The sequence below is a fragment of the Gammaproteobacteria bacterium genome (genome assembly GCA_035501935.1).
Taxonomy (GTDB): Bacteria; Pseudomonadota; Gammaproteobacteria; order JAJPIJ01; family JAJPIJ01; genus JAJPIJ01.
Map to the genome: position 1 here is coordinate 1 of DATJVC010000009.1, position 23,847 is coordinate 23,847.

The following is a 23,847-nucleotide window of genomic DNA, read 5'->3' on the forward strand; positions in this document are numbered from 1 at the left end:
TGCGCGACGAACCGCAAACCCTGCATATACTTCTGGAATTGCTCGCGCATTCGGTGACCGCGTATTTGAACGCCCAGATCGAGGCCGGCGCGCAGGCCGTCATGATCTTCGATACCTGGGGTGGTGTGCTCGGCACGGAAGACTATCTGAAATTTTCCCTGCGCTACATGCACCAGATCGTCTATGAACTCCTGCGCGAGCATGAAGGCCGGCGCGTGCCATCGATCCTGTTTACCAAGGGCGGCGGCCAGTGGTTGGAAAGTATTGCCGGCACCGGCTGTGACGCCGTAGGCCTCGACTGGACCGTGGACATCGGCGAGGCGCGCAAGCGTGTCGGCGATCGCGTCGCGTTGCAGGGCAACATGGACCCCGCAATATTACTGAGCACGCCGGAGCGCATCCGTGCGGAAGTCGCGGCGATCCTCAAGAGCTACGGCCCGCATCCCGGTCATGTCTTCAACCTTGGCCACGGCATCACTCCCGACGTCGATCCCGAACATGCCCGCGTCTTTGTCGACGCCGTCCACGAACTCAGCGCGGCCGATCGATGACAAGGACCGAGGCCACTCAAAACAGATGGCTAACGCTGCGGCTCAGGGAGCGCGCCGGCACGAGATGCCAGCAAAGCACAGCAATGCTTCTCGGCGCGTCCTCTGCAGCCGTAGGTTAAGCCCTCGGCTCACTTCCGACGGACTTGCTTTAGCACGCGAATGAGTTCGTCGATTTGCCCGGGTCGCGCGACTTTGAAGGAAGAGTAGCCAGTCATATCGGGCTTTAGTTCAAGCGTCCGTGTGCTTTGAAAGAATACGGGTCGCCCCCGGACTGTGATGCGGAAAGAGCCATCTCGAGGTTGTGGCCTGACCGTCCAAAAGTTATCTGGTGCTTCAACGTACTTCCCCGATGCCGGATAGAACGCTAGGTCGCCCGGAAAGTGGCTACGAACCTCGCGCAGAAGTTGTGTTCCGAGATCCCTTAGTGCGGGCGGCAACGATTGAAGGAACTTTGCGTCGCCAGAGCCGGTGGCCCCTTGTGTCCCCTTCGGAGCAGCGACACGGTGTGTTTCGTTTACTTTACTCCCGACTAAGATAGCTGTGTCTGATGTTCCAGCGTTCAATAACTTGACCGTCGAGGGATTGAACGAGAGACAGCGAGCCTCCCGATCAAATGATGGGTCCTCGGTTAGCAGAAGGATGCTAAGAGGGCCAGCGTTCTCGGCTTTGGGGTCAAGAAACCGGAGTTCAGATGGTGAAAGGCGTGCCTTCCAAACGTCATCATCAAGTTGGCGTGCTTCGTGGATTTGAACCATAAGTCCCATAAACCACCCCCCTATATCAGTTCGGATGGCAGTTTATACTGCAGTACATGCTGCAGTCAATATGGACTAGCGCCCTCTCCCCGAAGGCTAACATAAGTTAGATGACGTGGGTTTGCCGGATAAGAATGGCGGCTACCGACTGAACTAACTGGTTGGATACTCATGGGGAAGTTGCTCAATGGCATGTGCTATATCCAGTATCAATTGAAACGGTAAACCCAGCAAGTCACGGACGTTGGCTCCTGCATCATCGATCGGCTTTACGCATTCGTTGTTTGATCTCTTCGGCCACCCGCGCCGTTTCCAGCAAGGGCTCGTAGTTCCACTGTTCCAGCTCTCCGGTGAAGCGCCGGGTCATGCCCGCGGACTCCATGGCGCGGTGAAAGTCCCAGGAGCGGGGGGATCCGCCGGGCAGGTGGATGACATGAACGGGTTTGCCGGTGGCGCACGCCTCGGTCGTCATGTTGACCGAGTCGCAGGTCACCACGATATGGTCCGCGGCGCCGAGGAAGCCCAGATATGGATTCTCACCCCGACCGTCCCAGATGACGCAGGGATGATTCCGCAATCGTTGTTTCAGAATATCCGTGATCTGTGCTCCGGTCCTACGGGAGACGGTCAGCGCCATCCCACAGCCGTATTTTTCCATCGCCCGTATGAGCTGGCGGGCGAGGTGCTCTGCCTCTTGCGCGCCAAATGAATAACGCTTGTTTTTGCCACCCACCAGAACCGTCACCAATGGGTGCGGGAGATGCATTAGCGCGGGTGCCAGACGCGACGCCTCACGGGCGAGCAGGGCGGGGGTGATGCCGTGCAGTGATCCCATGGTCGTAATGACGTTTTTGCCTTCGCAGCGGTCGTGTCGCGGCGCGACCACGACATCGAACAGCGCCAGCGGCACCAGCGGATTTTGTATATGGACGGTGAATACCCCGGCGTTGCTCGCCTTTTTGATGGCGAGCGCCACGCCGGCGGCGTAACGGCCGCAGCTGATCAGGAGATCGGGCCAGGGGGGAGCCAGCGTGTCGCTTCCCGGCCCGATGGCGGCGAATGGAGACCACCACATCCACGCTGGCAGGAACTTCCACGGCATCCGTGCGGTGAGGGTTTTGCGGATGGGATTGTCGCAGAGCGCCTCGGCCAGGGCGCGGCACTGGACTTCCATCCCCACATTCGGTTCGCTCAGAAACCAGCAATGCATCGTCAGGCCTGACTCGCTCTGTGGAGAAAATACTTCAGCCGGCATACCGGCTGACCGTGCGGGTAAATGGCCAATGGAAATTTACAACGCTAATAAGAAATGGGCATCTCGGGATAGGCGAGCTCGAAGCGATTGCGCCATTCATTGGTCACGTAGTTCACGATAAGCGTGCGGCGCACGCAGGGGAATGGCCGCTTGTCCAGGGCGTGCCAGGTATCGGCGGCGGGTACGAAGGCAAGGGCATGATTGCTTTTGAACGGCGTGCTTTTGAAAAACTTCTTGTTTCCATCATAAATGTCCGTGCCCAATGTTTCCGCCTCCGGCTCCTTGGAGAGATATATCAACAACGAAAGCAGTTTTACGCGGATATCGGTGTGCGGCTCCAGCCAGAAGCCGTCTGAGTCCTGGGCATATTCCAGCCGCAAAAAACTGTTTTTAAGGTTGATGCCGAAGGTCTGTTCGACCTGAGTGACGGCCTCCCTGCTTTGCAGGGCTTCAGCCACCTCGTTACAAACCTTGTAACGCTTGAGATTTTCGGCGTCGAAATAAGTACGCGATGCGTTATTGTACTCCCGCGTCCCCATCGTGTAGGCCACCTTTGCCGGTTCAACAGGCAGGGCCAGAATGGCGTCGACAGTCGGCTGTGGCAAAACATCCTTGAGCAACCAGTAAGGAAAAGGATGGGTGTGCTTTTCGCTGTTCTTGAGACTGCGTACGAAACAGTTCGCGATACTGATACCGGTACCGGTCATGAATAAATCCTCATTGCTTCATCTGCGTGGATAGGGTGCCGAAATTTTTCGTTTTCTGAACTTACCTAACTTTGCAAGCATACACAATCGGGTTGATTCATGCGGCCGTTTTAAAAAGATCGGTGAACTTCAAGCGGAGGTTCATCGAGGGCGGAGAGTTGTTCCCGCAGCGAGAGGATGTGATCCTGCCAGTAGCGCTGGGTGTTGAACCACGGGAAGGCCATCGGGAAGGCGGGATCGTGCCAGCGGCGCGCGATCCAGCCCGCATAATGAATCATGCGCAGGCTGCGCAGGGCCTCGATGAGGCGCAATTCCGCCGGGTTGAACTCCATGAATTCAATGTAACCCTCAAGAATTTTCGACAGCTGCCGGCTCATGGCATCGGGATCGCCGGAAAGCAGCATCCATAAATCCTGCATGGCCGGGCCGGTCAGGCTGTCGTCGAAATCGACGAAGTGCGGCCCAGCGTCGGTCCACAATATGTTGCCGGGGTGGCAGTCCCCGTGCAGCCGCAGCCACTGCACGTCCTGGGTTTGCGCGAATCGCCCGCGCACCGCCGCCAATAAATCGCGGGCTATGCTTTCGTAAGCCGGCCGCAAATCCTCCGGCAGGAAACGTTGTTCCAGTAAAAAACGACTGGGCTGCTCGCCGAAGTTTTCGATGGTGAGCCTGGGCCGGTGAACGTAGGCGCGGCTCGCCCCGGCGCGGTGGATGCGGCCGATAAAGCGGCCCAGCCACATCAGCGTATCGTCATTGTCCAATTCGGGCGCCCTTCCCGCTTGGCGCGGATAGAGGGCGAAGCGCAGTTCTTCGTAATGGTGCAGCGTGATGACGCCTGCGTCCCGGCACGGCGGCACGACCGGAATTTCCAGCTCCGCCAGTTCCTTTGTGAAGGCGTGCTCCTCCAGAATGGCGGCATCCGTCCAGCGCGCCGGACGGTAAAACTTGGCGATGATGGGCGCGTCTTCCTCGAGTCCGACCTGGTAAACGCGGTTTTCATAACTATTCATGGCCAGCAGACGCCCGTCGCAGCGATAACCGATTCCTTCAACGGCGGCGAGCAAACGCTCCGGAGTCAACCCGGAAAATGGCGCGGCGGCGGCGTCAGACACGGAATGGCGCGCGGCGGGAAAATCTGCATACCCCGGTCGACGCCGCAACAAGCATGGCGGCGGCCAGCACGAGCAGTATCGGCATGTTGCCGAACCGCACATATGGCGTTGCCCCCGCGTAGGGCTGTGCCTTACCGACCAGCGCATAGGGGATGAACTGAGGCGCGCGCGCGGCAATGCGGCCTTGCGCGTCTATGATGGCGGTAATTCCGTTGTTGGTGGCGCGCAATAGATAACGGCCGGTTTCCCTGGCGCGCATGCGCGCCATTTCCAAATGCTGGTGCGGGGCGACCGAGTCGCCGAACCAGGCGTCGTTACTGACGTTGACCAGCATGCGCGCGGCCGGCAACGCGGCGATCATCTCCTCGCCGAAGGCATCCTCGTAGCAGACGGAAACGCCGACGGGAATGCCTGCTGCATGGATCAGGGGCTGGACGGCGTCGCCGCGGCTGAAGTCCGACATCGGTATTTTGAGGAAAAACAGGATGGGCCTGAGCAGGCTGCCGAACGGAATGTACTCGCCGAACGGCACCAGATGTCGTTTGTCGTAGCGTCCCTGGCCCATACCCAGTGCAATCACGCTGTTGTAGTAACGGCCCCGGTCATCCGGCGGGTTGTAGGGTACGCCAATCAGCATCGCGCTGCCGTGCCCGGCGGCTTCGGCATGCAGCACGGGAAAGAAATCCTGCAACTCGGAGTAAAACGCCGGAATGGCGGTCTCGGGCCAGATTACCAGGCGTGCGTTCCAATGCGGACGCGTCAGCGCGAGATAATGATCAATGGTCGCCTGCCGCTGAGAGGGGTCCCATTTCACGGCCTGCTCGATGCCGCCCTGCATCAACGCCACCTCCACCGGCTCGCCCTGGGGCTGGGTCCAGGCCTCCGAGTTCAATATCCAGGCCAGCCCGCCGATGAGGAAAAACGGGACAACCCCCACCCAGTGTCGCAGGCCGAGCATCGCCAGACCACCGGCCAGCAAGGCCACGGCAAGGCTGATCCCGTACACGCCGATCACCGGCGCGAAGGCGGACAGCGGACTGTCGATTTGGCTGTAACCGAGATTGAGCCAGGGGAATCCGGTAAACAGCCAGCCGCGCAGCCATTCACTCAACGTCCACAATGCAGGGAACAACACCAGCAGCCGGCATGACGGGGAGGCACATGGAAAGCGCGCCGCCATCCATCCGGTTGACGCGGGATACAGGGCCATGAAGGCGACAAACAACACCGTCATGGAAACGGAAAAGGCCAGCACCGGCAACCCGAATTGATGAATGCTGATCTGTATCCAGTACACGCCGCCGCCGAACATGCCGAGGCCGTATATCCAGCCGTACCGGAAGGCGCGCGCGGGAACAACGTCCCGCCATAGGCGGAACAGCATCGCCAATGACAAGGGGGGCAGGAAGTTGAATCCAAAAGGCGCGAAACCGAGGGGCAACGTCAGCCCCGCGATGAGCGCCAGCAGATCGCCGCGGGTAAAGAAGGCAAATAAACGGTGCAGGCGCACGGAGCGCAGGAGCGACAATAATTATTTGAATGCAGATCAGCCGGCGGCCAGCCGTGGCGGTTCGGCCTCACGCGATGGACGCAGGACGCGCAGCGTGTGGATGCGGCGCCGGTCGGCGCGTGAAACCAGGAAATTCAGACCACGGTAAGTCAGGCGCTCGCCGCGTTTGGGCAGGTGGCCCAGTTCACGCAGCACGAGGCCGCCGATGGTATCGACATCGGCATCGTTGAAATCGGTGCCGAAGTAAGTATTGAATTCGGTGATTGGCATGCGTGCCTTGACGGTGTAGCGATTGGCGCCATGCGGCTTGACGAAACCCACGTCGGTAATATCGTGTTCATCGGCGATCTCACCGACGATCTGCTCGATCACATCCTCGATGCTGACCAGCCCCGCCACACCGCCGTACTCGTCCACCACGATGGCGAGATGATTGCGGCTGGAACGGAATTCACGCAGCAGGATGTTGAGTCGCTTGCTCTCCGGTACGAACACCGCGGGACGCAGCACATCCTTGTGTATGAACCGGCGCGCTGTCTTGTCGGCGAGGAACGACAGCAGGTCCTTGGCCAGCAGGATGCCGGCAACGTGCCCCTTCTTGTCCACAACCGGGAAACGCGAATGGCCGGATTCGATGATGATGGGGAGGAACTCCTTGAGTTCGGCGGTTTCCTCCACCACTATCATTTGCGCACGCGGCACCATGATGTCGCGCACCTGCATCTCGGACACCTGCAGCGCGCCCTCCATCATGGCCAGGGTATCGGTGTCGAGCAGATTGGCCCGCTCCGCATCCCGCAGCAACTCGATGAGTTCCGCGGGTGTGTAGGCGCCGCCGCGCAGGGCGCGCCGCAGCCGCTTGAACCAGGAACCGCGGGCAGGAGGAGGGGGATCGTTGTCCATGGAGATGACGTTCTACAAGCAGTTCAGACCGAAAAATACGGATTGGGGTATCCCAGGGTCGCGAGCACGGCGATCTCCCGCCGCTCCATCCTCTCCGCATCGCGGGCGCGGACATGATCCTGGCCCAGCAGATGCAGCACACCATGCACGACCATGTGGGCACAATGCGCCCGTAAATCTTTACGTTGCAGCATGGCTTCCCTCGTAACCACCGGTTTGCAGATCACTATATCACCAAGGCCATGCGGGTTGTGGCCGAACGCATTACTGGCCGGGAATGATAATACATTTGTGTGTGCTCGCTTACCTCTAAAGCATTCATTTAATTTAAATATTTCTTTATTACCTACAAAACGGATCGTCAGGGAGGCGTGGCGCTTTTGGTCCTTTAAGGTTGCCGCTACCCAACGCGCGATGGTGTCGGCACGCGGCAGGCCGCGACGATTCACCGCGTATTGAACGGTGACTTCAAGCCCCATCGTCAGGTCGAATCGCCGTGGTCGTGGGCGTCGTAAGCGTCGAGGATACGGGCCACCACGGGATGCCGGACCACATCCTTGGATTTGAAGAAGGTAAAGCTGATCCCCGGCGTGTCCTTCAATATGTCGATGACATGGCGCAGCCCGGAGGGTTTCCCGCGCGGCAAATCAACCTGGGTGATGTCGCCCGTGACAACGGCGGTGGAGGAAAAGCCGATGCGCGTCAGGAACATCTTCATCTGCTCGACGGTGGTGTTCTGGCCCTCATCCAGGATGATGAAGGCATCGTTCAGGGTCCGCCCGCGCATGAATGCCAGCGGCGCGACTTCAATGACGTTGCGCTCGATGAGTTTGGCCACCTTCTCGAAGCCCAGCATCTCGTAGAGCGCGTCATACAGCGGCCGCAGGTAAGGGTCGATTTTTTGCGCCATGTCACCGGGTAGAAAGCCGAGTTTTTCGCCAGCCTCCACCGCCGGGCGCACCAGGCACAAACGGCGCACGCGCTCGCTTTCCAGCGCTTCCACGGCGCAGGCCACCGCCAGATAAGTCTTGCCGGTGCCGGCGGGGCCGATGCCGAAATTCACCTCGTGTGTCCGGATGGCCTCCAGATAATGACGCTGGTTGGCGCCGCGGGGGCGGATCTGCACGCGGCGGGTGCGCAAGGCCTGCTCATCCGCGCCTTCCTCCGGCTCACCCTCTTCAATGCCCGCCCGCTGCAGATGCAGATGCACCGCCGCCGGTGTCAGTGTGGCCGTTTGCGTGGTGGCGTAGAGATCGCGAAGAATGCGTCCGGCCGCCGCCGCGGCGTCATTCTCGCCAATCACCCGGAAGGCATTGCCGCGGTTGTTGATTTCCACTCCCAGGCGGCGTTCCAGCTGGCGCAGGTGTTCGTCGAACTGGCCGCAAAGATTGGCCAGCCGCAGATTGTCCTGCGGCTCCAGCAACAAATCGACGGCCGTCGTGCTCAAATCAGGCGGCTGCAGGCACGGCGGCGGGCGGCAATTCACCGCGCAGGGAATTGGACAGGGCGGCGGTGATGCGCACATCAACGAATTGGCCGATGAGCGCGGGATCTCCGGTGAAGTTGACGACGCGGTTGTTCGCTGTGCGCCCGCACAACTGATCGGGATCCTTGCGCGAGGCGCCGGTGATCAAAACGCGTTCGGTGCGGCCGACCATTGCCGCGCTGACCGCGTCGGCCATTTCGCTGATACGCTGCTGCAGGACGGCCAGGCGGCGTTTCTTGACCTCCATCGGCACTTCGTCGGGCAGGCCGGCCGCCGGCGTGCCGGGACGCGGGCTGTAGATGAAGCTGAAGGATTGATCGAATCCGATGTCCTCGATCAAGTCCATCGTCGCCTGAAAATCGGCGTCAGTCTCGCCGGGAAAGCCGATGATGAAATCGGAAGTCACACTGATGCCGGGCCGCACGCGCCGCAGTTTGCGGATCCTGGCCTTGTACTCGAGCGCGGTATGGCCGCGTTTCATGAGTGCGAGGATGCGATCCGAGCCGCTCTGCACCGGCAGGTGGAGGTGCTCGACCAGCTCCGGCACCTCGGCATAAGCATGGATCAGGGCGTCGGAAAACTCCACGGGATGCGATGTGGTAAAGCGGACACGACCGATGCCCTCGATCGCCGCGACGTAGCGGATCAGATGCGCCAGGTCGGCAACGCCACCATCGTGCCTGGCGCCGCGATAGGCGTTGACGTTCTGGCCCAGCAGCGTCACTTCACGCACCCCCTGTAGCGCCAGCCCGGAAATTTCGGCCAGTACCTCGTCGAACGGCCGGCTGAATTCCTCGCCGCGGGTATAGGGCACCACGCAGAACGTGCAGTACTTGCTGCAGCCTTCCATGATCGAAACAAAAGCAGTCGGGCCCTCGGCACGCGGTTCGGGGAGGCGGTCAAATTTTTCAATCTCCGGAAAACTGACGTCGATGACGCGGCGGCGCTCGCGCAGCACCGCGTCAAGCAGCGATGGCAGGCGGTGCACCGTCTGCGGGCCGAAGATCATATCCACGTAAGGCGCGCGCTCCCACAGCGCGGCGCCCTCCTGGCTGGCCACACAGCCGCCCACGCCGATGACCAGACGCGGATTACGCCGCTTGTGCTCGCGCCACATGCCCAGCATCGAAAACAGTTTTTCCTGCGCCTTTTCGCGCACGGAACAGGTGTTGAGCAGGAGCACATCGGCCTGCGCCGGGTCGTCGATGAGCGTCAAACCATGCGAACGGGCGAGCACCGCCGCCATCCTGGACGAGTCGTACTCGTTCATCTGGCAGCCAAACGTCTTGATGTGCAGTTTTTGTCTCATCGCCGGATGGTTCACGCCACAGCCAGGGCCGAAGGCATTATCCTGAAAATTATAGTCTAAAGCGCCACGCGCCCTCCGTCAGCGGGTTTGGAGAGATGCTGGTCCACCTTGCCTGGCCGAAGCCCTCCTTTTTTACCCATTGAGGGCACGGCTGTCACGCATTACCGCGCGTTCCCGGAGAGTTGTGGACTCGATTTAACAGCCGTCGGCACCAATCTGGCGCGGAATTCTTGCGTTCCCTTGACTGCTAGGCTAGCATTCCGCGCCAGAAACAGGCGCCTTTTAAAGCGTACAATTCCTAATTAGAGTGGTGCAAAGACGCTGCTCGGCAGCAGACGCAAGATGTGATTTACGAAAACCCGGGACGCGAAACCAGCCCCTGCCAATTTGTTCTGGCGCCCAACCAATCACTCCGCTGGGAGGATGTGCGGCGGGTTATTGCGGCCATGACGGCGGTGGCGCTGACCATTGGTCTGGCGTTTTGTTACGCGGGGTTGACGCTGGTGTTGCCATTCTCGGGTCTGGAGATACTGGCGCTGGCGGCCGCCCTCTACTACTGCCAGCGGCGCGGCGCGGCGCGCGAGGTACTGCGGGTCGATGATCGGGAAGTGGTGATCGAAAGCGGACACCGCCGGCCGGAAAACGTGCGGACCTTTCAGCGCGCATGGGTCAGGGTGTCGCTGTACAAGCCGGCAGTAGACTGGTATCCCAGCCGGTTGATGCTCGGGTCACATGGTCGCGAGTTGGAAGTAGGGAAATTCCTGACTGAAGACGAGCGCCAGATCCTGGCGCAAAGATTAAAGCAGGTTCTGCGGAAACCATGAACGGCACCGGTATACCGGTGCCATGCGAGAATAACTACAGGCGAGGAGTATCTGAACAATGAGCCAAGCAAGGGGCCAAATGACAGGCGGGGGGAACGGGGCGTTGTTGCGCGGGATGGGGCGGCTGATCGCGGCACTGGTGTTGCTGTGTCCGGCGGTGGCGTCCGCGGACTGGGCATTGAACATGCGCCCGGGCGTTACGCCCACCAGCCAGAATATCTACCACCTGCACATGACCGTGCTGTGGATTTGCGTGGTCATCGGCGTGTTGGTGTTCGGCGTGATGTTCTATTCCATCTTCAAGTTCCGGAAGTCCCGAGGCGCCCAAGCGGCCCATTTCCACGAAAACACCACGGTGGAAATCGTCTGGACGCTGATTCCATTCGTTATTCTGGTATGTGTTGCCATCCCGGCCACGCGCACGCTGATCGCGATGGAAAGCACCGGCAATGCCGACATGACCATCAAGGCCACGGGCTACCAATGGCGCTGGCATTACGATTATCTGGATCAGGGCCTGAGTTTTTTCAGCGTGCTGGCCGCCGAGAGCAACAAGGTGCGCCAGCCCAAATCGGGGATTGATCCCCATACCGTGGACAATTACCTGCTGGATGTGGATCAGCCGCTGGTGGTGCCGGTGGGCAAGAAGGTCCGTCTTCTGACCACGGCCAACGACGTCATCCACGCCTGGTGGGTGCCGGATCTTGGCGTGAAACGCGATGCCATTCCGGGATTCATCAATGAATCCTGGTTCAAGGTCGAAACCCCCGGCACTTACCGCGGCCAGTGCGCCGAGCTGTGCGGCAAGGATCACGGCTTCATGCCGATCGTGGTGGTCGCCAAGGAGGAGAGCGAGTTCAACAAATGGGTGGAAGAGAAGAAGGCAGCGGTATTGGCCGAAGCCGCGGCCAACGACCCGAACCGCGAATGGAAGAAGGAGGAGTTGATGGCCAAGGGGGCGGAGGTGTACACCAAGAATTGCGCCGTCTGCCACCAGGCCGATGGCAAGGGCGTGCCGGGCAACTTCCCGGCGCTGGCCGGCAGCAAGATCGCCAACGGCACACCCGATGAACACATCGATAGGGTACTGTTCGGCAAAAACCTGATGCCGGCCTGGAAGGAGACGTTGAGCGCCGTGGAAATCGCCGCCGTCATTACTTATGAGCGCAACTCCTTCGGCAACACCGCAGGCGATGTGGTGCAACCCAAGCAGGTGGCGGAATATTGAGGTTTCCGGGGCGTCCATTCATCATTGCGACTTGACTGACGAGAGGATCAAAATATATGACACACGATGCTCATCATGATGATCATGCCCATCACCCGAAGGGCTTGATGCGCTGGATCACCACCACCAACCACAAGGACATCGGTACGCTTTATCTGTCGTTTGCGCTGCTGATGTTCTTCATAGGCGGTTCGATGGCGATGGTCATTCGTGCGGAGCTGTTCAAACCGGGGCTGCAATTCGTGGACCCGCAGTTTTTCAATTCCATGACCACGCTGCACGCGCTGGTCATGATTTTCGGCGCGGTCATGCCGGCCTTCGTGGGGCTGGCGAACTGGATGATCCCGATGATGATAGGCAGCCCCGACATGGCGCTGCCGCGCCTCAACAACTGGAGCTTCTGGCTGCTGCCCTTCGCCTTCACCCTGCTGCTGTCCACGCTGTTTATGCCCGGCGGCGCTCCCGCCGGCGGCTGGACGATGTACGCGCCGCTGGTATTGCAGACCGGTGATGCTTTTCCCTTCCTCATATTTGCGGTCCACATCATGGGCATTTCCTCGATCATGGGCGCCATCAACATCATCGCCACGGTCTTCAACATGCGGGCACCCGGCATGACGTTCATGAAGCTGCCGCTGTTCGTGTGGACGTGGATCATCACCGCCTTCCTGCTCATCGCGGCGATGCCGGTGCTGGCCGGCGCAGTGACCATGCTGCTGACCGACAAATTTTTCGGCACCAGTTTCTTCTCCGCCGCCGGCGGCGGCGATCCGGTCATGTTCCAGCACATCTTCTGGTTCTTCGGTCACCCGGAGGTGTACATCATGATCCTGCCGGCCTTCGGCATCGTCTCCGCCATCGTGCCGACCTTCGCGCGCAAGCCGTTGTTCGGTTACGCCTCGATGGTGTACGCCACGGCCTCAATCGCCTTCCTGTCGTTCATTGTCTGGGCGCACCACATGTTCACCGTCGGCATGCCGCTCGCCGGGGAATTGTTCTTCATGTACACCACCGTCCTGATCGCGGTGCCGACCGGCGTTAAAATATTCAACTGGCTGGCGACGATGTGGGGCGGCTCCATGACCTTCGAGACGCCGATGCTCTTCGCGCTGGGCTTCATCGTCATGTTTACCATCGGCGGTTTCTCCGGCCTGATGCTGGGCGTCACGCCCGCCGACTTCCAGTACCAGGACACCTATTTTGTCGTGGCGCACTTCCATTACGTCCTGGTTACGGGCGCCATCTTCGCGATCATGGGGGCGGTTTATTTCTGGCTGCCAAAGTGGACCGGCCACATGTACGACGAGACACTGGGCAAATGGCATTTCTGGCTGTCGACGATCTTCGTGAATGTGCTGTTCTTTCCCCAGCATTTCCTGGGGCTGGCGGGCATGCCGCGCCGCATTCCGGACTACGCGGTGCAGTTTGCCGACTGGAACATGGTCTCCAGCATCGGCGGCTTCTGTTTTGGTGCCACACAACTCCTGTTCCTGTATGTGATCGTGAAATGCATACGCGGCGGCGCCAAGGCGACCGACCGGGTGTGGGAGGGGGCCGAGGGACTGGAGTGGATACTGCCATCGCCCCCGCCCTATCACAGCTTCGTGAATCCGCCGCTGGTCAAATGAGACGTGAATGACGGTGGCGGCCGCGGAATTGTCCGGCGCTCATGATGAACGCGATCGACGCAGGCGCAACCTCCGGCTGGCGATGCTTCTGGGGCTGGTCGCGGCGGCGTTCTACGGCGGTTTCATCCTCATGCACTGGAGGTAGGCGGTGAACGAGCGAGAACGCAATACCGCGCGCACGGTGCGCAAACTGGTGCTGGTGACGGCGGTGATGTTCGCTTTCGGGTTCGTGGTCATGCCGCCGATGTACAACGCCTTCTGCACCATCACGGGCCTGGGCGGCAAGACCGGGCGCGAGACGGAGGCCCAGGCCGCCAGCAAGGGGGTGGACAAGAGCCGCTGGGTGACCGTGGAATTTGTCACCTCCACCAGCGCCGGCCTGCCGTGGGATTTCGCACCGCTGACCCACAAGATAAGAGTCCATCCTGGCGAGGTCACGGAGGCACAGTTCGCGGTCGAGAGTCACGCCGACGAAGCGACCACCGGCCAGGCGGTGCCCAGCCTGGCGCCGAACACGGCGGCGCGGTATTTCAAAAAAACCGAGTGTTTTTGCTTCCAGCAGCAGGAACTGGCGGCGCACGAGCACCGGATAATGCCGGTTCGTTTCGTGGTCGATCCGGATTTGCCCGGGGATCAGGCCACACTGACGCTGTCGTACACATTTTTCCGCGTACAGAACAGTACGGCGGCGAAGGACGTCAAACCGACGGGGAAGCAGGGGTCTTGAGACCTTCGAATTAATCGAAAGGCAATAACGCAAACAACGCTAAAGGGGAAGCTATGTCAGGCACACACACCGGTACAGGTTATTATCTGCCCGATCCAAGTCGCTGGCCCATCACCGGCTCCATCGGCCTGTTTTCACTGCTGGGCGGTTTCGCGCTGACGCTCGACGGCCACACGGCCGGCAAAGCAATCATGCTCTTCGGCGTGCTGGTCATGCTCGGTATGCTGTTTGGTTGGTTCGGCACGGTCATCCGCGAGAGCGAGGGCGGGCAGTACAACGGCCAGGTGGACGTCAGTTTCCGCTGGGGCATGGCGTGGTTCATCTTCTCCGAGGTGATGTTTTTTGCCGCCTTTTTCGGCGCTCTGTTCTATGCCCGGCAGCTGTCGGTGCCGTGGCTGGGCGGCGAGGGCGACAAGGTGGCGACGCATCAATACCTGTGGTCCAGTTTCACGGCGGCGTGGCCGTTGCTGAGCACGCCGAACACCTCCCTGTTCATGCAGATCAAGGAGGTCATTCCGGCCTTCGGCGTCCCGGCGATCAATACCCTGCTGCTGTTGTCGAGCGGCGTGACGGTGACCATCGCGCATCACGCGCTGAAGCACAACAAGCGAGGCGTGCTGATCCTGTTTCTGCTTCTAACCATTGCCTTGGGTGTGGCCTTCTTGTTGTGTCAGGCACACGAGTACGGCGAGGCCTACCGTGAAAAGGGGCTGACGCTGAATTCGGGCATTTATGGTTCCACCTTCTTCATGCTGACCGGTTTCCACGGGCTGCACGTGACGCTGGGTGCGATCATGCTGACGGTGATATGGATCCGCTGCCTCAAGGGCCATTTCAAGCCGAACCATCATTTTGGCTTTGAAGCGGTGGCGTGGTACTGGCACTTCGTCGACGTGGTCTGGCTGGGCCTGTTTATCTTCGTCTATTGGCTCTGAAGAACGGCTGTTGATGGCCAACAAAAGGGCGCTGCCTCAAGGGCAGCGCCTTTTTTTATCCCGTGCCTAGGGATGGGGGGAAATTCCGTGGGGATGGATCCAACCCAGGGCGGCGGCGATGAACAGCAGGATGAATAAAAGAACGGAAAGCCCGATGCGCCAGGTCAGGGAAATGACCGTGCGATTGTCCTGGCCATGGCCGCGGACCAGATGGAACAACGCCGATCCGAGGGAGAGAATCACGGATCCAAATAACGCGATGACGAATAGTTTGAATATCATGGGCAGGTGTGTGATTGGGATGCGGCGCAGTATATCGTGGATGGCGTGAAGATGGGTTCGGGGGTCCTGGGGCATGGGTCGTGCGATGTTGGGGTGGTTCATAGTGACGGTGCTCGTGATCGCCGGGCTGGTGCGCCTCGGTGTGTGGCAGGTGGATCGCGCCCACCAGAAACACGCGGCGTACGCGCGTTACCTGGCGCACCAACAGATGCCTGCGGCGCCGTTGACCCGGATAGCGCGCGAGCCGGTCGAGAATCTGAACGGCCGCAACGTCACGCTCACCGGCCGCTATCTCGCGGACGCGGAAGTGCTGCTGGACAATCAGAGTCACGATGGACAACCCGGTTATCTGGTCTTGACGCCTTTTGCGATGGCATCAAGGGAAACGGTATTGATCAACCGGGGTTGGATGCCCCTGGGCATGACCCGTGATCGGGTGACCGTCGAACAACCACCGACTGGCGACATCGCCGTGCGCGGTTTGATCTCCACGGCACCAGCAAGGGGCATCTCCTTGCACGGGGATGAGCAGGTGGAAACACTGCCCGGCGGCGTGCGGCGAGTGCAACGTGTGGATTACGACATATTGGCGCGTGTAGTCGGGATGCCGCTCCTGCCTTATCTGGTGTTGCTGGATCCGCAGGCGCCGGGAGGTTATGTGCGCGCCTGGACCGCGCCGGGCAGCGATGAATACCGGCACTGGAGTTATGCCGTGCAGTGGTTCGCCATGGCCCTCGCCGTATTGATCCTGTTTATCGTGCTCGCCGCCAGGGGACGCCGCCGTGCCGGCGCCGGCTGACGCCGCGCCGCGTGGCCGCTGGGTGATACTGGCGGTCTTCGGCCTGTTTTCGCTGCCGGTGTTGCTGGCCTGGCTGTTGAGCAGCGGGCGCCTGAACTGGGTGCCCAAGGGCCACACCAATTACGGCACGCTGATCGTGCCCGCCATTGCCCTTGACCCGTGGCTTCCTGCCGCGGATCGAACCCGCTTGCCGCATCGTTACGGCGAGTGGACGCTGGCGCTGATTGAGGATGGCAGGGCGTGCGGCCCCGCCTGCGCCGATGGCTGGGATCGATTGTGGCGCATCCGGGAGGCATTACAGGGCGAAAAAATTCGCGTCAGCACTGCGGTGATTCTGGAGGCGGGCGCAGACTTGCCCGACCCAAGGGCTTTGAAGCTGCCGCTGACGTCTCAGGCCATGCAGGAACTGCGGCGAGCGCTGGCCCTCCATGATCCCGCCGCCATCGAGGTTCGACTGGTGATAATCGATTATCGGGGCGGCATCATCATGCTCTACCCACCGCATCCGGATATGAGCGGCGTGCTGAACGATCTGAAACGTTTGTTGAGAGCGTCCAAGACGGTGTCATGATTTTATTGCATCGACTGGTGCTGGGCACCGCCGTGCTGGCGTTTTGCGTCGTGGCGCTGGGGGCCTATGTGCGCCTGTCCAATGCCGGGCTCGGTTGTCCGGACTGGCCGGTCTGCTACGGCCGCTTGGTGCCGCCAACCGCGGCCCAGGAGATCGCACATGCCGACATGGCTTTTCCGCAGCGGCCCGTGGAGATCGCCAAGGCATGGAAGGAGCAGATCCATCGCTATGCGGCCGGCACCCTAGGCTTGGGAATAGTCCTGATCGCACTGCTCAGTTCGCGGTGTCCCGGCGTCCTGCGGCCCGCCATCCTGCCCTACGCGCTGGTCGCGCTGGTGGTTCTTCAGGGACTGCTTGGCATGTGGACGGTGACACTGCTGCTCAAACCGCTGGTGGTCGTCCTCCACCTGGTTGGCGGCATGACCACGCTGTTGCTTTTGTGGTGGCTGGTATTGCGCAATCTTCAGCCCGCCGCCGCCGGCGCCGGGGGAGGGGACTTGCGCGCGCACGCGGTCGCGGCGTTCGCGGTGCTTGCCTTGCAGATCGCCCTCGGCGGGTGGACCAGCTCCAATTATGCCGCGATGGCCTGCGTGGATTTTCCCACCTGCCACAATACCTGGTGGCCGGCGATGGATTTCAAGGAGGCCTTCGTGTTGTGGCGGGGGCTGGGGATCAATTATGAATACGGCGTTCTCGACGCGCCGGCCCGCGTCGCCATTCATTTCACGCACCGCCTGGGCGCGCTGCTGACATTCGTGGTTTTGGGCTCGCTCGCCTGCCGCTGTCTGCTGAGCGACCGATCCGTATTGAACCGCGCGGGCGCCGCGCTGGCCGTGATGCTGGTGATACAAATAGGCCTGGGTATCGCCAACGTCAAGCTGGGCCTGCCGCTGACGGCTGCAGTGGCGCACAACGCCGGGGCCGCCATGCTTTTGCTGATAGTGACAACCTTGCTACACTTGACCATTCCGTTAAAACGATGATGTTGTCTCCGGTTTAAAACCAATGTCACAGACCTCCCTGAACGCCGCATTGCACGCCACTTGGCGTGACTATCTGGAGTTGTGCAAACCGCGTGTGGTTACGCTCATCGTCTTTACCGCCGTGGTCGGCATGTTCCTCGCCACCCCGGGCATGGTGCCGCTCCAAATATTAATCTGCGCCACGCTGGGCATCGGCCTTTCAGCGGCTTCGGCGGCCGCCATCAACCATGTGGCCGACCACCGCATCGACGCGCTCATGGTACGCACCAAATACCGCCCGCTGCCGCAGGGCGAGATCAGCCGACCGCAGGCGCTGCTGTTTGCCGCGATCCTCGGGGTCGGCGGCATGGCGCTCCTGGTCGGATATGTGAACTGGCTTACCGCCGTGCTGACGTTTTCATCCCTGATCGGGTACGCGGTGATCTACACGCTCTATCTCAAGCGGGCCACGCCACAGAACATCGTCATCGGCGGCGCCGCCGGCGCCGCCCCGCCCGTGCTGGGCTGGACGGCCGTGACGGGTCAGGTGGACCCGAACGCGCTGCTTCTGTTCCTGATCATCTTTGCCTGGACGCCGCCGCATTTCTGGGCGCTGGCGATCTACCGCCGCAACGATTACGCCAGGGCGGATGTCCCCATGCTGCCGATCACCCACGGCGTGGATTACACCCGTGTGCAGATACTGCTCTACACCGTGATTCTATCCATCGTCACGCTGCTGCCCTACGCCACTTACATGTGCGGCCCGCTTTACCTGATCAGTGCGCTGGGGTTGGACGCCGTGTTTTTGTATTACGCCCTGCGCATGCAGTGGGATCATGACGATCGGCTGGCGATACGCACCTTCGCCTATTCCATCATCTACCTGATGGCGCTGTTCCTGGCGCTGTTCCTGGACCATTATCTCCCCATCCTGCGCGGGTTGTTCTCCGTTTGAACAAGGCGATCGCGTGAACGATCTCGACGTACGCCGGGCCCCGCTACCGCGTGATCTGCCGCGCTGGTCCTGGCTGTTTGTGCCCCTGGTGTTCCCGATCTTTCAGCAGTTGTTTGCCTTTTTCGACGCGAAACATTACCTGATCTGGATGGAAGGGGAGGAGGGGTTCGTGGAACAGGCCTCGTGGATCTTCGCTTTTGCCGCCGCCGCCGTGGGTACCAGCCTGCTCAGGCAACGGCGGCGGTTGCCGTCGCGCTGGCTGGCGGTGTGGCTGCTGTTCGGCACGCTCGCCTGCGTCTACGTCGGCGGCGAGGAGGTCGACTGGGGGCAGGACTGGTTTCATTGGAAGACGCCGGAGGAGTGGGCGAAGATCAACAAGCAGCACGAAACCAATCTACACAATACCAGCAGCTGGTTTAATCAAAAACCGGAACTGGTACTGCAAGTCGGCATTTTTGTCGGCGGCCTCGTCTATCCGCTGACGGTGGGCAGGCGGCGGCGTCGACAGGGCATCGAAAGCGTGAATGACTGGCGTTTCTGGTTATGGCCGACCGCGATCGTGGTGCCGACGGCGATCATTTCCCTGGCCATTACTTTGTTGAACATAAACCACCGGATCTACTACTTTGGACCCACGTTCAACATGACGCGCTGGAGCGAGACCGCCGAGCTGTACTACTATTATTTCATGCTGCTGTATATGCTTTCGTTCCGCCATCGCCTGAAGCAATGCTGAGCGCCGCTCAAATTGGGGCGGGCGGCAATTCGGAGTTGCCGATGGCAAGGCGCAGCTTGCCCAGTGCGTGCTTTTCTATTTGACGGACACGCTCTGCCGACACACCGTGCTTCGAGGCGAGTTCATGCAGGGTCGCCTTGCTTTCATCCGCAGCCAGCCAGCGGCGCGTAATGATGTCGCGGCTGCGCGCATCGAGGGACTCCATGGCGGTGTTCAGGGTATCGAGGCGCACCTGGCCGGCCTCATCCTCCGCCAGTTGCGCCTGCGGCTCGAAGCGCAGGTCCTCGAGATAATTCGCAGGCGACACCACGCCGCTCTCCTCCCCTTCGGGCAGCACGTCAAAGGAGGCGTCATAGGCGTTCATGCGGGCTTCCATCTGTTCCACTTCGCGCGCGCTCACTCCCAATTCACTGGCGACTTCCGCCACCTCATCCCGGCCCATCCAGCCCAGACGCCGGCGCACGTTGCGCAGATTGAAGAATAATTTGCGCTGGGCCTTGGTGGTGGCGATCTTAACGATGCGCCAGTTACGGATGATGTATTCATGTATCTCGGCCTTGATCCAGTGCACCGCGAAAGAAACCAGGCGCACCCCGATGGCCGGATCGAAACGCCTGACGGCCTTCATCAAACCGATGGTGCCTTCCTGGATCAGATCGGCCAGCGGCAGGCCATAGCCCAGATAGCCGCGCGCCACCTTGACGACAAAACGCACGTGCGACAGGACCAACTGGCGCGCCGAGGGCAGATGATTTTCGCGACGGTAGCGCGATGCCAGCGCCCGCTCGTCCTCCGCGGAAAGCAGCGGTATGCGATTGGCCCATTGCACATAGGCCTCAAGCGATCCCGCAGTCGGAATCGGTTGTAATTCCAGCGCATTGGCCATAGTGTTTCCTTTGGTTCTCCTCATCAAAATTATTCTAGCACTCGCTTTTAGAGAGTGCTAACCCTATTTTGTTCCAATAATTAAATCAAAAGGTTGCGATATTTCCCGGCAGCAAGTAGTTTATGCCACTTTGACTCGGAGTGAGTCCGTGCCCCGCTTAAATCGGGTTCAAACATTCTTGCTGGTTTTGGGCATATACATGGGCGGCGTGTCCGCCGCCGAGCCGCCGCATGCGTCACTGGTCGTCGACGCCGGCACTGGCGAAGTGGTGCACCAGGAGCGTGCCTTGCAGCGCTGGTATCCCGCCTCGCTCACGAAGATGATGACGGTATATCTGACGCTTGCCGCCATGGAACACGGCGAACTGCGGCCGGATGAAATGCTCATCTCCTCCAGCCGGGTGGCTGCGCAGCCGGACTCCCGCCTCGGGCTGGCCAAGGGCGATCGCATCACCGTCGAGCAGGCCATCATGGCGGTGATCGCACAGTCCGCCAACGATGCGGCCCTCGCCTTGGCGGAGCGCATTGGCGGCAGTGAGGATGCCTTCGCCGCAAAAATGACGGCACAGGCCAGAACGCTCGGCATGGAACGGACGACGTTCAAAAACGCCACCGGCCTGCCCGACGATGGCCAGGTGACCACGGCGCACGACATGGCGGTGCTGGCGCTGGCGCTGCTGCATGACTTCCCCCAGTACTATCATTATTTCGGCACCCGCGGTTTCAGTTACAAGGGCATCAACTACAGCAGCATCAACGGCATCCTTGGCAGTTATCCCGGCGCCGACGGCCTGAAGACCGGCTTCACGTGCGGGTCGGGGTTCAATCTGGTGGCCTCGGCCGTACGCGACAATCGCCGGCTGGTCGGCGTTGTGCTGGGCGCGGGCAGCAGCGGGGAACGCACATCATGGATGACGCGGCTTTTGAACAATGGCTTCGCCCGGCGGAACGATGATCAGAATGGGATCACGCTTGCCTTGATGCAACCTACTCCCGGGGACAGTGCGCCGCCCCCATTTCGCCTCAAGCCCGGAGAATGCAATCTGGGTACGGGCATACGCAGCGCCGGCGTGCAGGGACGCCTGCCGGGTTGGGGGCTGTTGTTCGGCGTATTCCACGAGCAGGAGGAGGCGAGGAAATACATCGCCGAAATGCGGGAGAAATTGAAGCCGGTGCTGACAGCCGGTCAGCCGGCGTTGCTCAAGCGCCAGAATGAGGACGTGGTGAGTTGGAAGGCGCTGGTGGTGGGGCTGAAGACCCAGGACGCCATCAACGCCTGCCTCTACCTGTTGAAGAAGGACACGATCTGCCTGGTGCAATCTCCGCAGGTGCTGAATGCCGGCATTACCGGCAAATCCCCACCGCCAGCAAAGGTCAGGAAGAAAGCCCCGCGCCGGTAACCTTAATCATCGTCGGACAGAAGGGCGTCGATAAATTCCGCGGCATTGAAGACGCGCAGGTCATCGAGCTGTTCGCCGATGCCGATGTAGCGGACGGGGATGCGCAACCTCTGCGCGATGGCGAACAGGATGCCGCCCTTGGCGGTGCCGTCCATCTTGGTGAGCACGATGCCGGTCACGCGCACCGCCGCCTGAAACTCCCGTGCCTGCGCCAGTGCATTCTGCCCTGCGGTGGCGTCCAGCACCAGCAACACTTCATGCGGTGCCGTCGGGTCCAGCTTGCCCAGCACACGGCGGATCTTTTTCAACTCCTCCATCAGATTGTCGCGGGTGTGCAGCCGGCCGGCGGTGTCGGCGAGCAGCACATCCATCTTGCGCGTCTGCGCCGCCGCCAAAGCGTCATAGATGACCGACGCGGCGTCGGCGCCGGCGGCCTGCGCGACTACCGGCACCTGGCAGCGCTCACCCCACTTTTGCAGTTGCTCCACCGCCGCGGCGCGGAAGGTGTCGCCGGCCGCCATCATCACGTTCAGGCCCGAGGCCTTCAACTGGCTGGCGAGCTTGCCCAGTGTCGTGGTCTTGCCCGCGCCGTTGACGCCGACCATGAGAATGACAAAAGGGGCATTGCGCCCTGGCGGAATTTGCAAAGGCTGGCTGACCGGCACAAGCAGCGCCAACAATTCCTCGCGCAGGGCCTGATGCAATGCCGCCGCGTCCACGAGACGCTGTTCTTTGTGGCGCTGGCGCAGCCGCGAGAGGATATGCCCGGTCGCCTCGACGCCCACGTCCGCCAGCAGCAGGCCTTCCTCGATGGCGTCGAGCGTCGCGGCATCGATTTTGCCGCCCACGGGCAGGAGACGAGCCAGCCCGCCGAAAAGGTTTTCGCGCGTGCGTCGCAATCCCTCGCGCAGGGATCGAAAAAGCCCCTTGGAGGCTGGAGGTGCAGGCGCTGGAGGTTTTTCGCGTTTGAAAAAGCCGAACATGGAAAAACGCTGGAATATGGTTTGCGTTATCCTACCATTGACGATCTGGGACTTCGAACAATCAATGGCGAAACAAAAATATCCGGGATGGGTGCGGATCATCGGCGGGTGCTGGCGCGGACGGCGCATCGCCGTGCCGGAACTGTCCGATCTGCGCCCGACCGGCGACCGCATACGCGAAACGCTGTTCAACTGGCTGGCGGCGGTGATCGAGGGCGCGCAGTGCCTGGACCTGTTCGCCGGCGCCGGCGCGCTGGGGCTGGAGGCTGCCTCGCGCGGCGCGGCGCGGGTGATGATGCTGGATCAGGATCGGCGCGTGGCCGCGCATCTCCAGGCGATAACCAAGGAATTGAACGGCGGACATGTCGAGATTCTGTGCGCCGACGCCTTGCGGTGGCTGGCCACGGTCAGCCCCACGCCCTTCGATATTGTCTTTCTGGACCCGCCCTTCCGTCTGGATTGTCTCGCCGAATGTTGCCGGCTGCTTGCCTCGCGGGACTGGTTGAAACCCGGCGCCTGGGTGTATCTGGAAACCGCAAGGCGCGCGGATATGCCACAATTACCGCCGGGCTGGAAAATCCGGCGCGACAAGACCGCCGGCGAGGTGCGTTACATGCTGGTCGAGGCAGGAACAACAAAAGGAGACGCTGCATGAGTGGACCCATCCTGTATCCGGGCACGTTTGATCCGATCACCAACGGACACGTCGACATCGTGCTGCGCGCCGCGCATATCTTCAAGCAGGTGATCGTCGCCGTGGCGGGCGGCACCTCCAAACAGACGTACTTTTCGCTGAAGGAGCGGGTGAGGTTGGCGAAGAGCGCATTCAAGGACACCGACAATGTCGAAGTCTGCGGCTTCGATGGCTTGCTGGCCGACTATGTGCACAAGCGCAAGGTGCGCGTCATTCTCCGTGGCCTGCGCGCGGTTTCGGATTTCGAATATGAGTTTCAGCTCGCCACCATGAATCAAATCCTCATGCCCGACGTGGACACCATGTTTCTGACGCCCGCCGAGAAATACACCTTCATTTCCTCCACGCTGGTGCGTGAGATCGCGCTGCTCGGCGGCGACGTGTCGGCCTTCGTGCATCCGGCGGTGGAGAAGGCGTTGAAGGCCAAGCGCAAATAGATTTTTGACATGGCGCTGCGCATCACCGATCACTGTATCAACTGCGACGTCTGCGAGCCGGTCTGCCCCAATCACGCCATCTCTGCGGGCGAGGAATATTACGTCATCGCCCCGCGGCTATGCACGGAATGCGTGGGCCACCACGACAAGCCGCAGTGCGTGGTGGTTTGTCCGGTGGAGTGCATCATTCCCGATGCCGGACATCCGGAA

Annotated in this window: 27 protein-coding genes; 16 read left to right on the forward strand and 11 right to left on the reverse strand. The window is 60.9% G+C overall.

Annotation, left to right across the window (positions count from 1 at the left end; all coding sequences use genetic code 11):
- A partial coding sequence (locus VMH34_02145) for a uroporphyrinogen decarboxylase family protein (protein ID HTT07580.1) occupies positions 1-551 on the forward strand: 551 nt, incomplete at its 5' end.
- Positions 552-1,562: 1,011 nt separating this feature from the next.
- Here VMH34_02145 and VMH34_02150 read toward each other — a convergent pair.
- From VMH34_02150 to miaB, 8 genes are all read right to left on the reverse strand, one after another.
- Complete coding sequence (locus tag VMH34_02150; GenBank protein HTT07581.1) at positions 1,563-2,516, reverse strand: mitochondrial fission ELM1 family protein; 954 nt, start codon at positions 2,514-2,516, stop codon at positions 1,563-1,565.
- An 89-nt stretch (positions 2,517-2,605) separates the two neighbouring features.
- The gene (locus VMH34_02155; protein HTT07582.1) at positions 2,606-3,268 is read right to left on the reverse strand and encodes a 2OG-Fe(II) oxygenase; all 663 of its coding nucleotides are present in this window, start codon (positions 3,266-3,268) and stop codon (positions 2,606-2,608) included.
- Positions 3,269-3,378: 110 nt separating this feature from the next.
- Positions 3,379-4,380 carry a serine/threonine protein kinase gene (locus VMH34_02160; GenBank protein HTT07583.1) on the reverse strand — a complete coding sequence of 334 codons (1,002 nt, stop codon included), beginning with the start codon at positions 4,378-4,380 and terminating at the stop codon, positions 3,379-3,381.
- Entirely contained in the window at positions 4,373-5,908 is a 1,536-nt protein-coding gene (lnt, locus tag VMH34_02165; GenBank protein HTT07584.1) for an apolipoprotein N-acyltransferase, read from the reverse strand. Before lnt ends, VMH34_02160 begins: the two co-directional genes overlap by 8 nt.
- A gap of 18 nt (positions 5,909-5,926) precedes the next feature.
- On the reverse strand, positions 5,927-6,793 hold the full coding sequence (locus VMH34_02170) for a transporter associated domain-containing protein (GenBank protein ID HTT07585.1): 867 nt from the start codon (positions 6,791-6,793) through the stop codon (positions 5,927-5,929).
- Between the two features lie 23 nt (positions 6,794-6,816).
- Complete coding sequence (ybeY, locus tag VMH34_02175) at positions 6,817-7,272, reverse strand: rRNA maturation RNase YbeY (GenBank protein HTT07586.1); 456 nt, start codon at positions 7,270-7,272, stop codon at positions 6,817-6,819.
- 2 nt (positions 7,273-7,274) lie between these two features.
- On the reverse strand, positions 7,275-8,240 hold the full coding sequence (locus VMH34_02180; protein HTT07587.1) for a PhoH family protein: 966 nt from the start codon (positions 8,238-8,240) through the stop codon (positions 7,275-7,277).
- A 1-nt stretch (position 8,241) separates the two neighbouring features.
- A complete protein-coding gene (gene miaB, locus VMH34_02185) occupies positions 8,242-9,588 on the reverse strand; it encodes a tRNA (N6-isopentenyl adenosine(37)-C2)-methylthiotransferase MiaB (GenBank protein ID HTT07588.1) in 1,347 nt (448 codons plus the stop codon).
- Positions 9,589-9,932: 344 nt separating this feature from the next.
- Here miaB and VMH34_02190 point away from each other — a divergent pair, with 344 nt between their 5' ends.
- From VMH34_02190 to VMH34_02215, 6 genes are all read left to right on the forward strand, one after another.
- A complete protein-coding gene (locus VMH34_02190; GenBank protein HTT07589.1) occupies positions 9,933-10,412 on the forward strand; it encodes a DUF2244 domain-containing protein in 480 nt (159 codons plus the stop codon).
- Positions 10,413-10,527: 115 nt separating this feature from the next.
- The gene (coxB, locus tag VMH34_02195; GenBank protein HTT07590.1) at positions 10,528-11,640 is read left to right on the forward strand and encodes a cytochrome c oxidase subunit II; all 1,113 of its coding nucleotides are present in this window, start codon (positions 10,528-10,530) and stop codon (positions 11,638-11,640) included.
- 56 nt (positions 11,641-11,696) lie between these two features.
- Positions 11,697-13,268, forward strand: a complete 1,572-nt coding sequence (gene ctaD / locus VMH34_02200; protein HTT07591.1) for a cytochrome c oxidase subunit I — start codon at positions 11,697-11,699, stop codon at positions 13,266-13,268.
- A gap of 7 nt (positions 13,269-13,275) precedes the next feature.
- Positions 13,276-13,413 (forward strand): hypothetical protein, encoded by a 138-nt coding sequence (locus VMH34_02205; GenBank protein ID HTT07592.1) that lies wholly within the window; start codon positions 13,276-13,278, stop codon positions 13,411-13,413.
- A gap of 3 nt (positions 13,414-13,416) precedes the next feature.
- Positions 13,417-13,995 (forward strand): cytochrome c oxidase assembly protein, encoded by a 579-nt coding sequence (locus VMH34_02210; GenBank protein HTT07593.1) that lies wholly within the window; start codon positions 13,417-13,419, stop codon positions 13,993-13,995.
- 53 nt (positions 13,996-14,048) lie between these two features.
- Positions 14,049-14,930, forward strand: coding sequence for a cytochrome c oxidase subunit 3 (locus VMH34_02215; GenBank protein HTT07594.1), 882 nt, complete (start codon positions 14,049-14,051; stop codon positions 14,928-14,930).
- A 66-nt stretch (positions 14,931-14,996) separates the two neighbouring features.
- Here VMH34_02215 and VMH34_02220 read toward each other — a convergent pair whose 3' ends face one another.
- Positions 14,997-15,287: a twin transmembrane helix small protein gene (locus tag VMH34_02220; protein ID HTT07595.1), complete on the reverse strand. Its 291-nt coding sequence runs from the start codon at positions 15,285-15,287 to the stop codon at positions 14,997-14,999.
- 10 nt (positions 15,288-15,297) lie between these two features.
- On the opposite strand from VMH34_02220, the gene VMH34_02225 reads away from it, so the two are divergent.
- The 5 genes from VMH34_02225 to VMH34_02245 are packed head-to-tail and all read left to right on the forward strand — an operon-like array spanning position 15,298 to position 19,238.
- On the forward strand, positions 15,298-16,011 hold the full coding sequence (locus VMH34_02225; protein HTT07596.1) for an SURF1 family protein: 714 nt from the start codon (positions 15,298-15,300) through the stop codon (positions 16,009-16,011).
- On the forward strand, positions 15,995-16,582 hold the full coding sequence (locus VMH34_02230; protein HTT07597.1) for a hypothetical protein: 588 nt from the start codon (positions 15,995-15,997) through the stop codon (positions 16,580-16,582). The genes VMH34_02225 and VMH34_02230 overlap by 17 nt, the downstream gene beginning before the upstream one ends.
- Positions 16,579-17,565, forward strand: a complete 987-nt coding sequence (locus VMH34_02235) for a COX15/CtaA family protein (GenBank protein ID HTT07598.1) — start codon at positions 16,579-16,581, stop codon at positions 17,563-17,565. Before VMH34_02230 ends, VMH34_02235 begins: the two co-directional genes overlap by 4 nt.
- 22 nt (positions 17,566-17,587) lie before the next feature.
- The gene (gene cyoE, locus VMH34_02240; GenBank protein HTT07599.1) at positions 17,588-18,502 is read left to right on the forward strand and encodes a heme o synthase; all 915 of its coding nucleotides are present in this window, start codon (positions 17,588-17,590) and stop codon (positions 18,500-18,502) included.
- Positions 18,503-18,515: 13 nt separating this feature from the next.
- On the forward strand, positions 18,516-19,238 hold the full coding sequence (locus tag VMH34_02245) for a hypothetical protein (protein ID HTT07600.1): 723 nt from the start codon (positions 18,516-18,518) through the stop codon (positions 19,236-19,238).
- Between the two features lie 7 nt (positions 19,239-19,245).
- Here the strand turns inward: VMH34_02245 and rpoH are convergent, their stop codons facing one another.
- Positions 19,246-20,124: an RNA polymerase sigma factor RpoH gene (gene rpoH, locus VMH34_02250; protein ID HTT07601.1), complete on the reverse strand. Its 879-nt coding sequence runs from the start codon at positions 20,122-20,124 to the stop codon at positions 19,246-19,248.
- A 199-nt stretch (positions 20,125-20,323) separates the two neighbouring features.
- Here rpoH and VMH34_02255 point away from each other — a divergent pair, with 199 nt between their 5' ends.
- Complete coding sequence (locus VMH34_02255; protein ID HTT07602.1) at positions 20,324-21,523, forward strand: D-alanyl-D-alanine carboxypeptidase family protein; 1,200 nt, start codon at positions 20,324-20,326, stop codon at positions 21,521-21,523.
- Positions 21,524-21,525: 2 nt separating this feature from the next.
- On the opposite strand, the gene ftsY is transcribed toward VMH34_02255, so the two are convergent.
- A complete protein-coding gene (gene ftsY / locus VMH34_02260) occupies positions 21,526-22,506 on the reverse strand; it encodes a signal recognition particle-docking protein FtsY (protein HTT07603.1) in 981 nt (326 codons plus the stop codon).
- A gap of 64 nt (positions 22,507-22,570) precedes the next feature.
- Here ftsY and rsmD point away from each other — a divergent pair, with 64 nt between their 5' ends.
- The 3 genes from rsmD to VMH34_02275 form a co-directional block, all read left to right on the forward strand.
- A complete protein-coding gene (gene rsmD, locus VMH34_02265; protein ID HTT07604.1) occupies positions 22,571-23,161 on the forward strand; it encodes a 16S rRNA (guanine(966)-N(2))-methyltransferase RsmD in 591 nt (196 codons plus the stop codon).
- Positions 23,158-23,637, forward strand: coding sequence for a pantetheine-phosphate adenylyltransferase (gene coaD / locus VMH34_02270; protein HTT07605.1), 480 nt, complete (start codon positions 23,158-23,160; stop codon positions 23,635-23,637). Before rsmD ends, coaD begins: the two co-directional genes overlap by 4 nt.
- 9 nt (positions 23,638-23,646) lie before the next feature.
- A partial coding sequence (locus VMH34_02275; protein HTT07606.1) for a YfhL family 4Fe-4S dicluster ferredoxin occupies positions 23,647-23,847 on the forward strand: 201 nt, incomplete at its 3' end.

What these genes read in the sequence shown, in the direction of transcription:
- VMH34_02170 (HTT07585.1), bottom strand. Translation starts at nt 6,793, where the DNA reads ATGGACAACGATCCCCCTCCTCCTGCCCGCGGTTCCTGGTTCAAGCGG.
- coxB (HTT07590.1), top strand. Translation starts at nt 10,528, where the DNA reads ATGGGGCGGCTGATCGCGGCACTGGTGTTGCTGTGTCCGGCGGTGGCG.
- VMH34_02255 (HTT07602.1), top strand. Translation starts at nt 20,324, where the DNA reads ATGGGCGGCGTGTCCGCCGCCGAGCCGCCGCATGCGTCACTGGTCGTC.
- miaB (HTT07588.1), bottom strand. Translation starts at nt 9,588, where the DNA reads ATGAGACAAAAACTGCACATCAAGACGTTTGGCTGCCAGATGAACGAG.
- rsmD (HTT07604.1), top strand. Translation starts at nt 22,571, where the DNA reads ATGGCGAAACAAAAATATCCGGGATGGGTGCGGATCATCGGCGGGTGC.
- VMH34_02155 (HTT07582.1), bottom strand. Translation starts at nt 3,268, where the DNA reads ATGACCGGTACCGGTATCAGTATCGCGAACTGTTTCGTACGCAGTCTC.
- rpoH (HTT07601.1), bottom strand. Translation starts at nt 20,124, where the DNA reads ATGGCCAATGCGCTGGAATTACAACCGATTCCGACTGCGGGATCGCTT.
- VMH34_02215 (HTT07594.1), top strand. Translation starts at nt 14,049, where the DNA reads ATGTCAGGCACACACACCGGTACAGGTTATTATCTGCCCGATCCAAGT.
- ctaD (HTT07591.1), top strand. Translation starts at nt 11,697, where the DNA reads ATGACACACGATGCTCATCATGATGATCATGCCCATCACCCGAAGGGC.
- VMH34_02225 (HTT07596.1), top strand. Translation starts at nt 15,298, where the DNA reads ATGTTGGGGTGGTTCATAGTGACGGTGCTCGTGATCGCCGGGCTGGTG.
- ybeY (HTT07586.1), bottom strand. Translation starts at nt 7,272, where the DNA reads ATGGGGCTTGAAGTCACCGTTCAATACGCGGTGAATCGTCGCGGCCTG.
- coaD (HTT07605.1), top strand. Translation starts at nt 23,158, where the DNA reads ATGAGTGGACCCATCCTGTATCCGGGCACGTTTGATCCGATCACCAAC.
- VMH34_02220 (HTT07595.1), bottom strand. Translation starts at nt 15,287, where the DNA reads ATGCCCCAGGACCCCCGAACCCATCTTCACGCCATCCACGATATACTG.
- VMH34_02150 (HTT07581.1), bottom strand. Translation starts at nt 2,516, where the DNA reads ATGCATTGCTGGTTTCTGAGCGAACCGAATGTGGGGATGGAAGTCCAG.
- VMH34_02205 (HTT07592.1), top strand. Translation starts at nt 13,276, where the DNA reads ATGACGGTGGCGGCCGCGGAATTGTCCGGCGCTCATGATGAACGCGAT.
- ftsY (HTT07603.1), bottom strand. Translation starts at nt 22,506, where the DNA reads ATGTTCGGCTTTTTCAAACGCGAAAAACCTCCAGCGCCTGCACCTCCA.
- cyoE (HTT07599.1), top strand. Translation starts at nt 17,588, where the DNA reads ATGTCACAGACCTCCCTGAACGCCGCATTGCACGCCACTTGGCGTGAC.
- VMH34_02235 (HTT07598.1), top strand. Translation starts at nt 16,579, where the DNA reads ATGATTTTATTGCATCGACTGGTGCTGGGCACCGCCGTGCTGGCGTTT.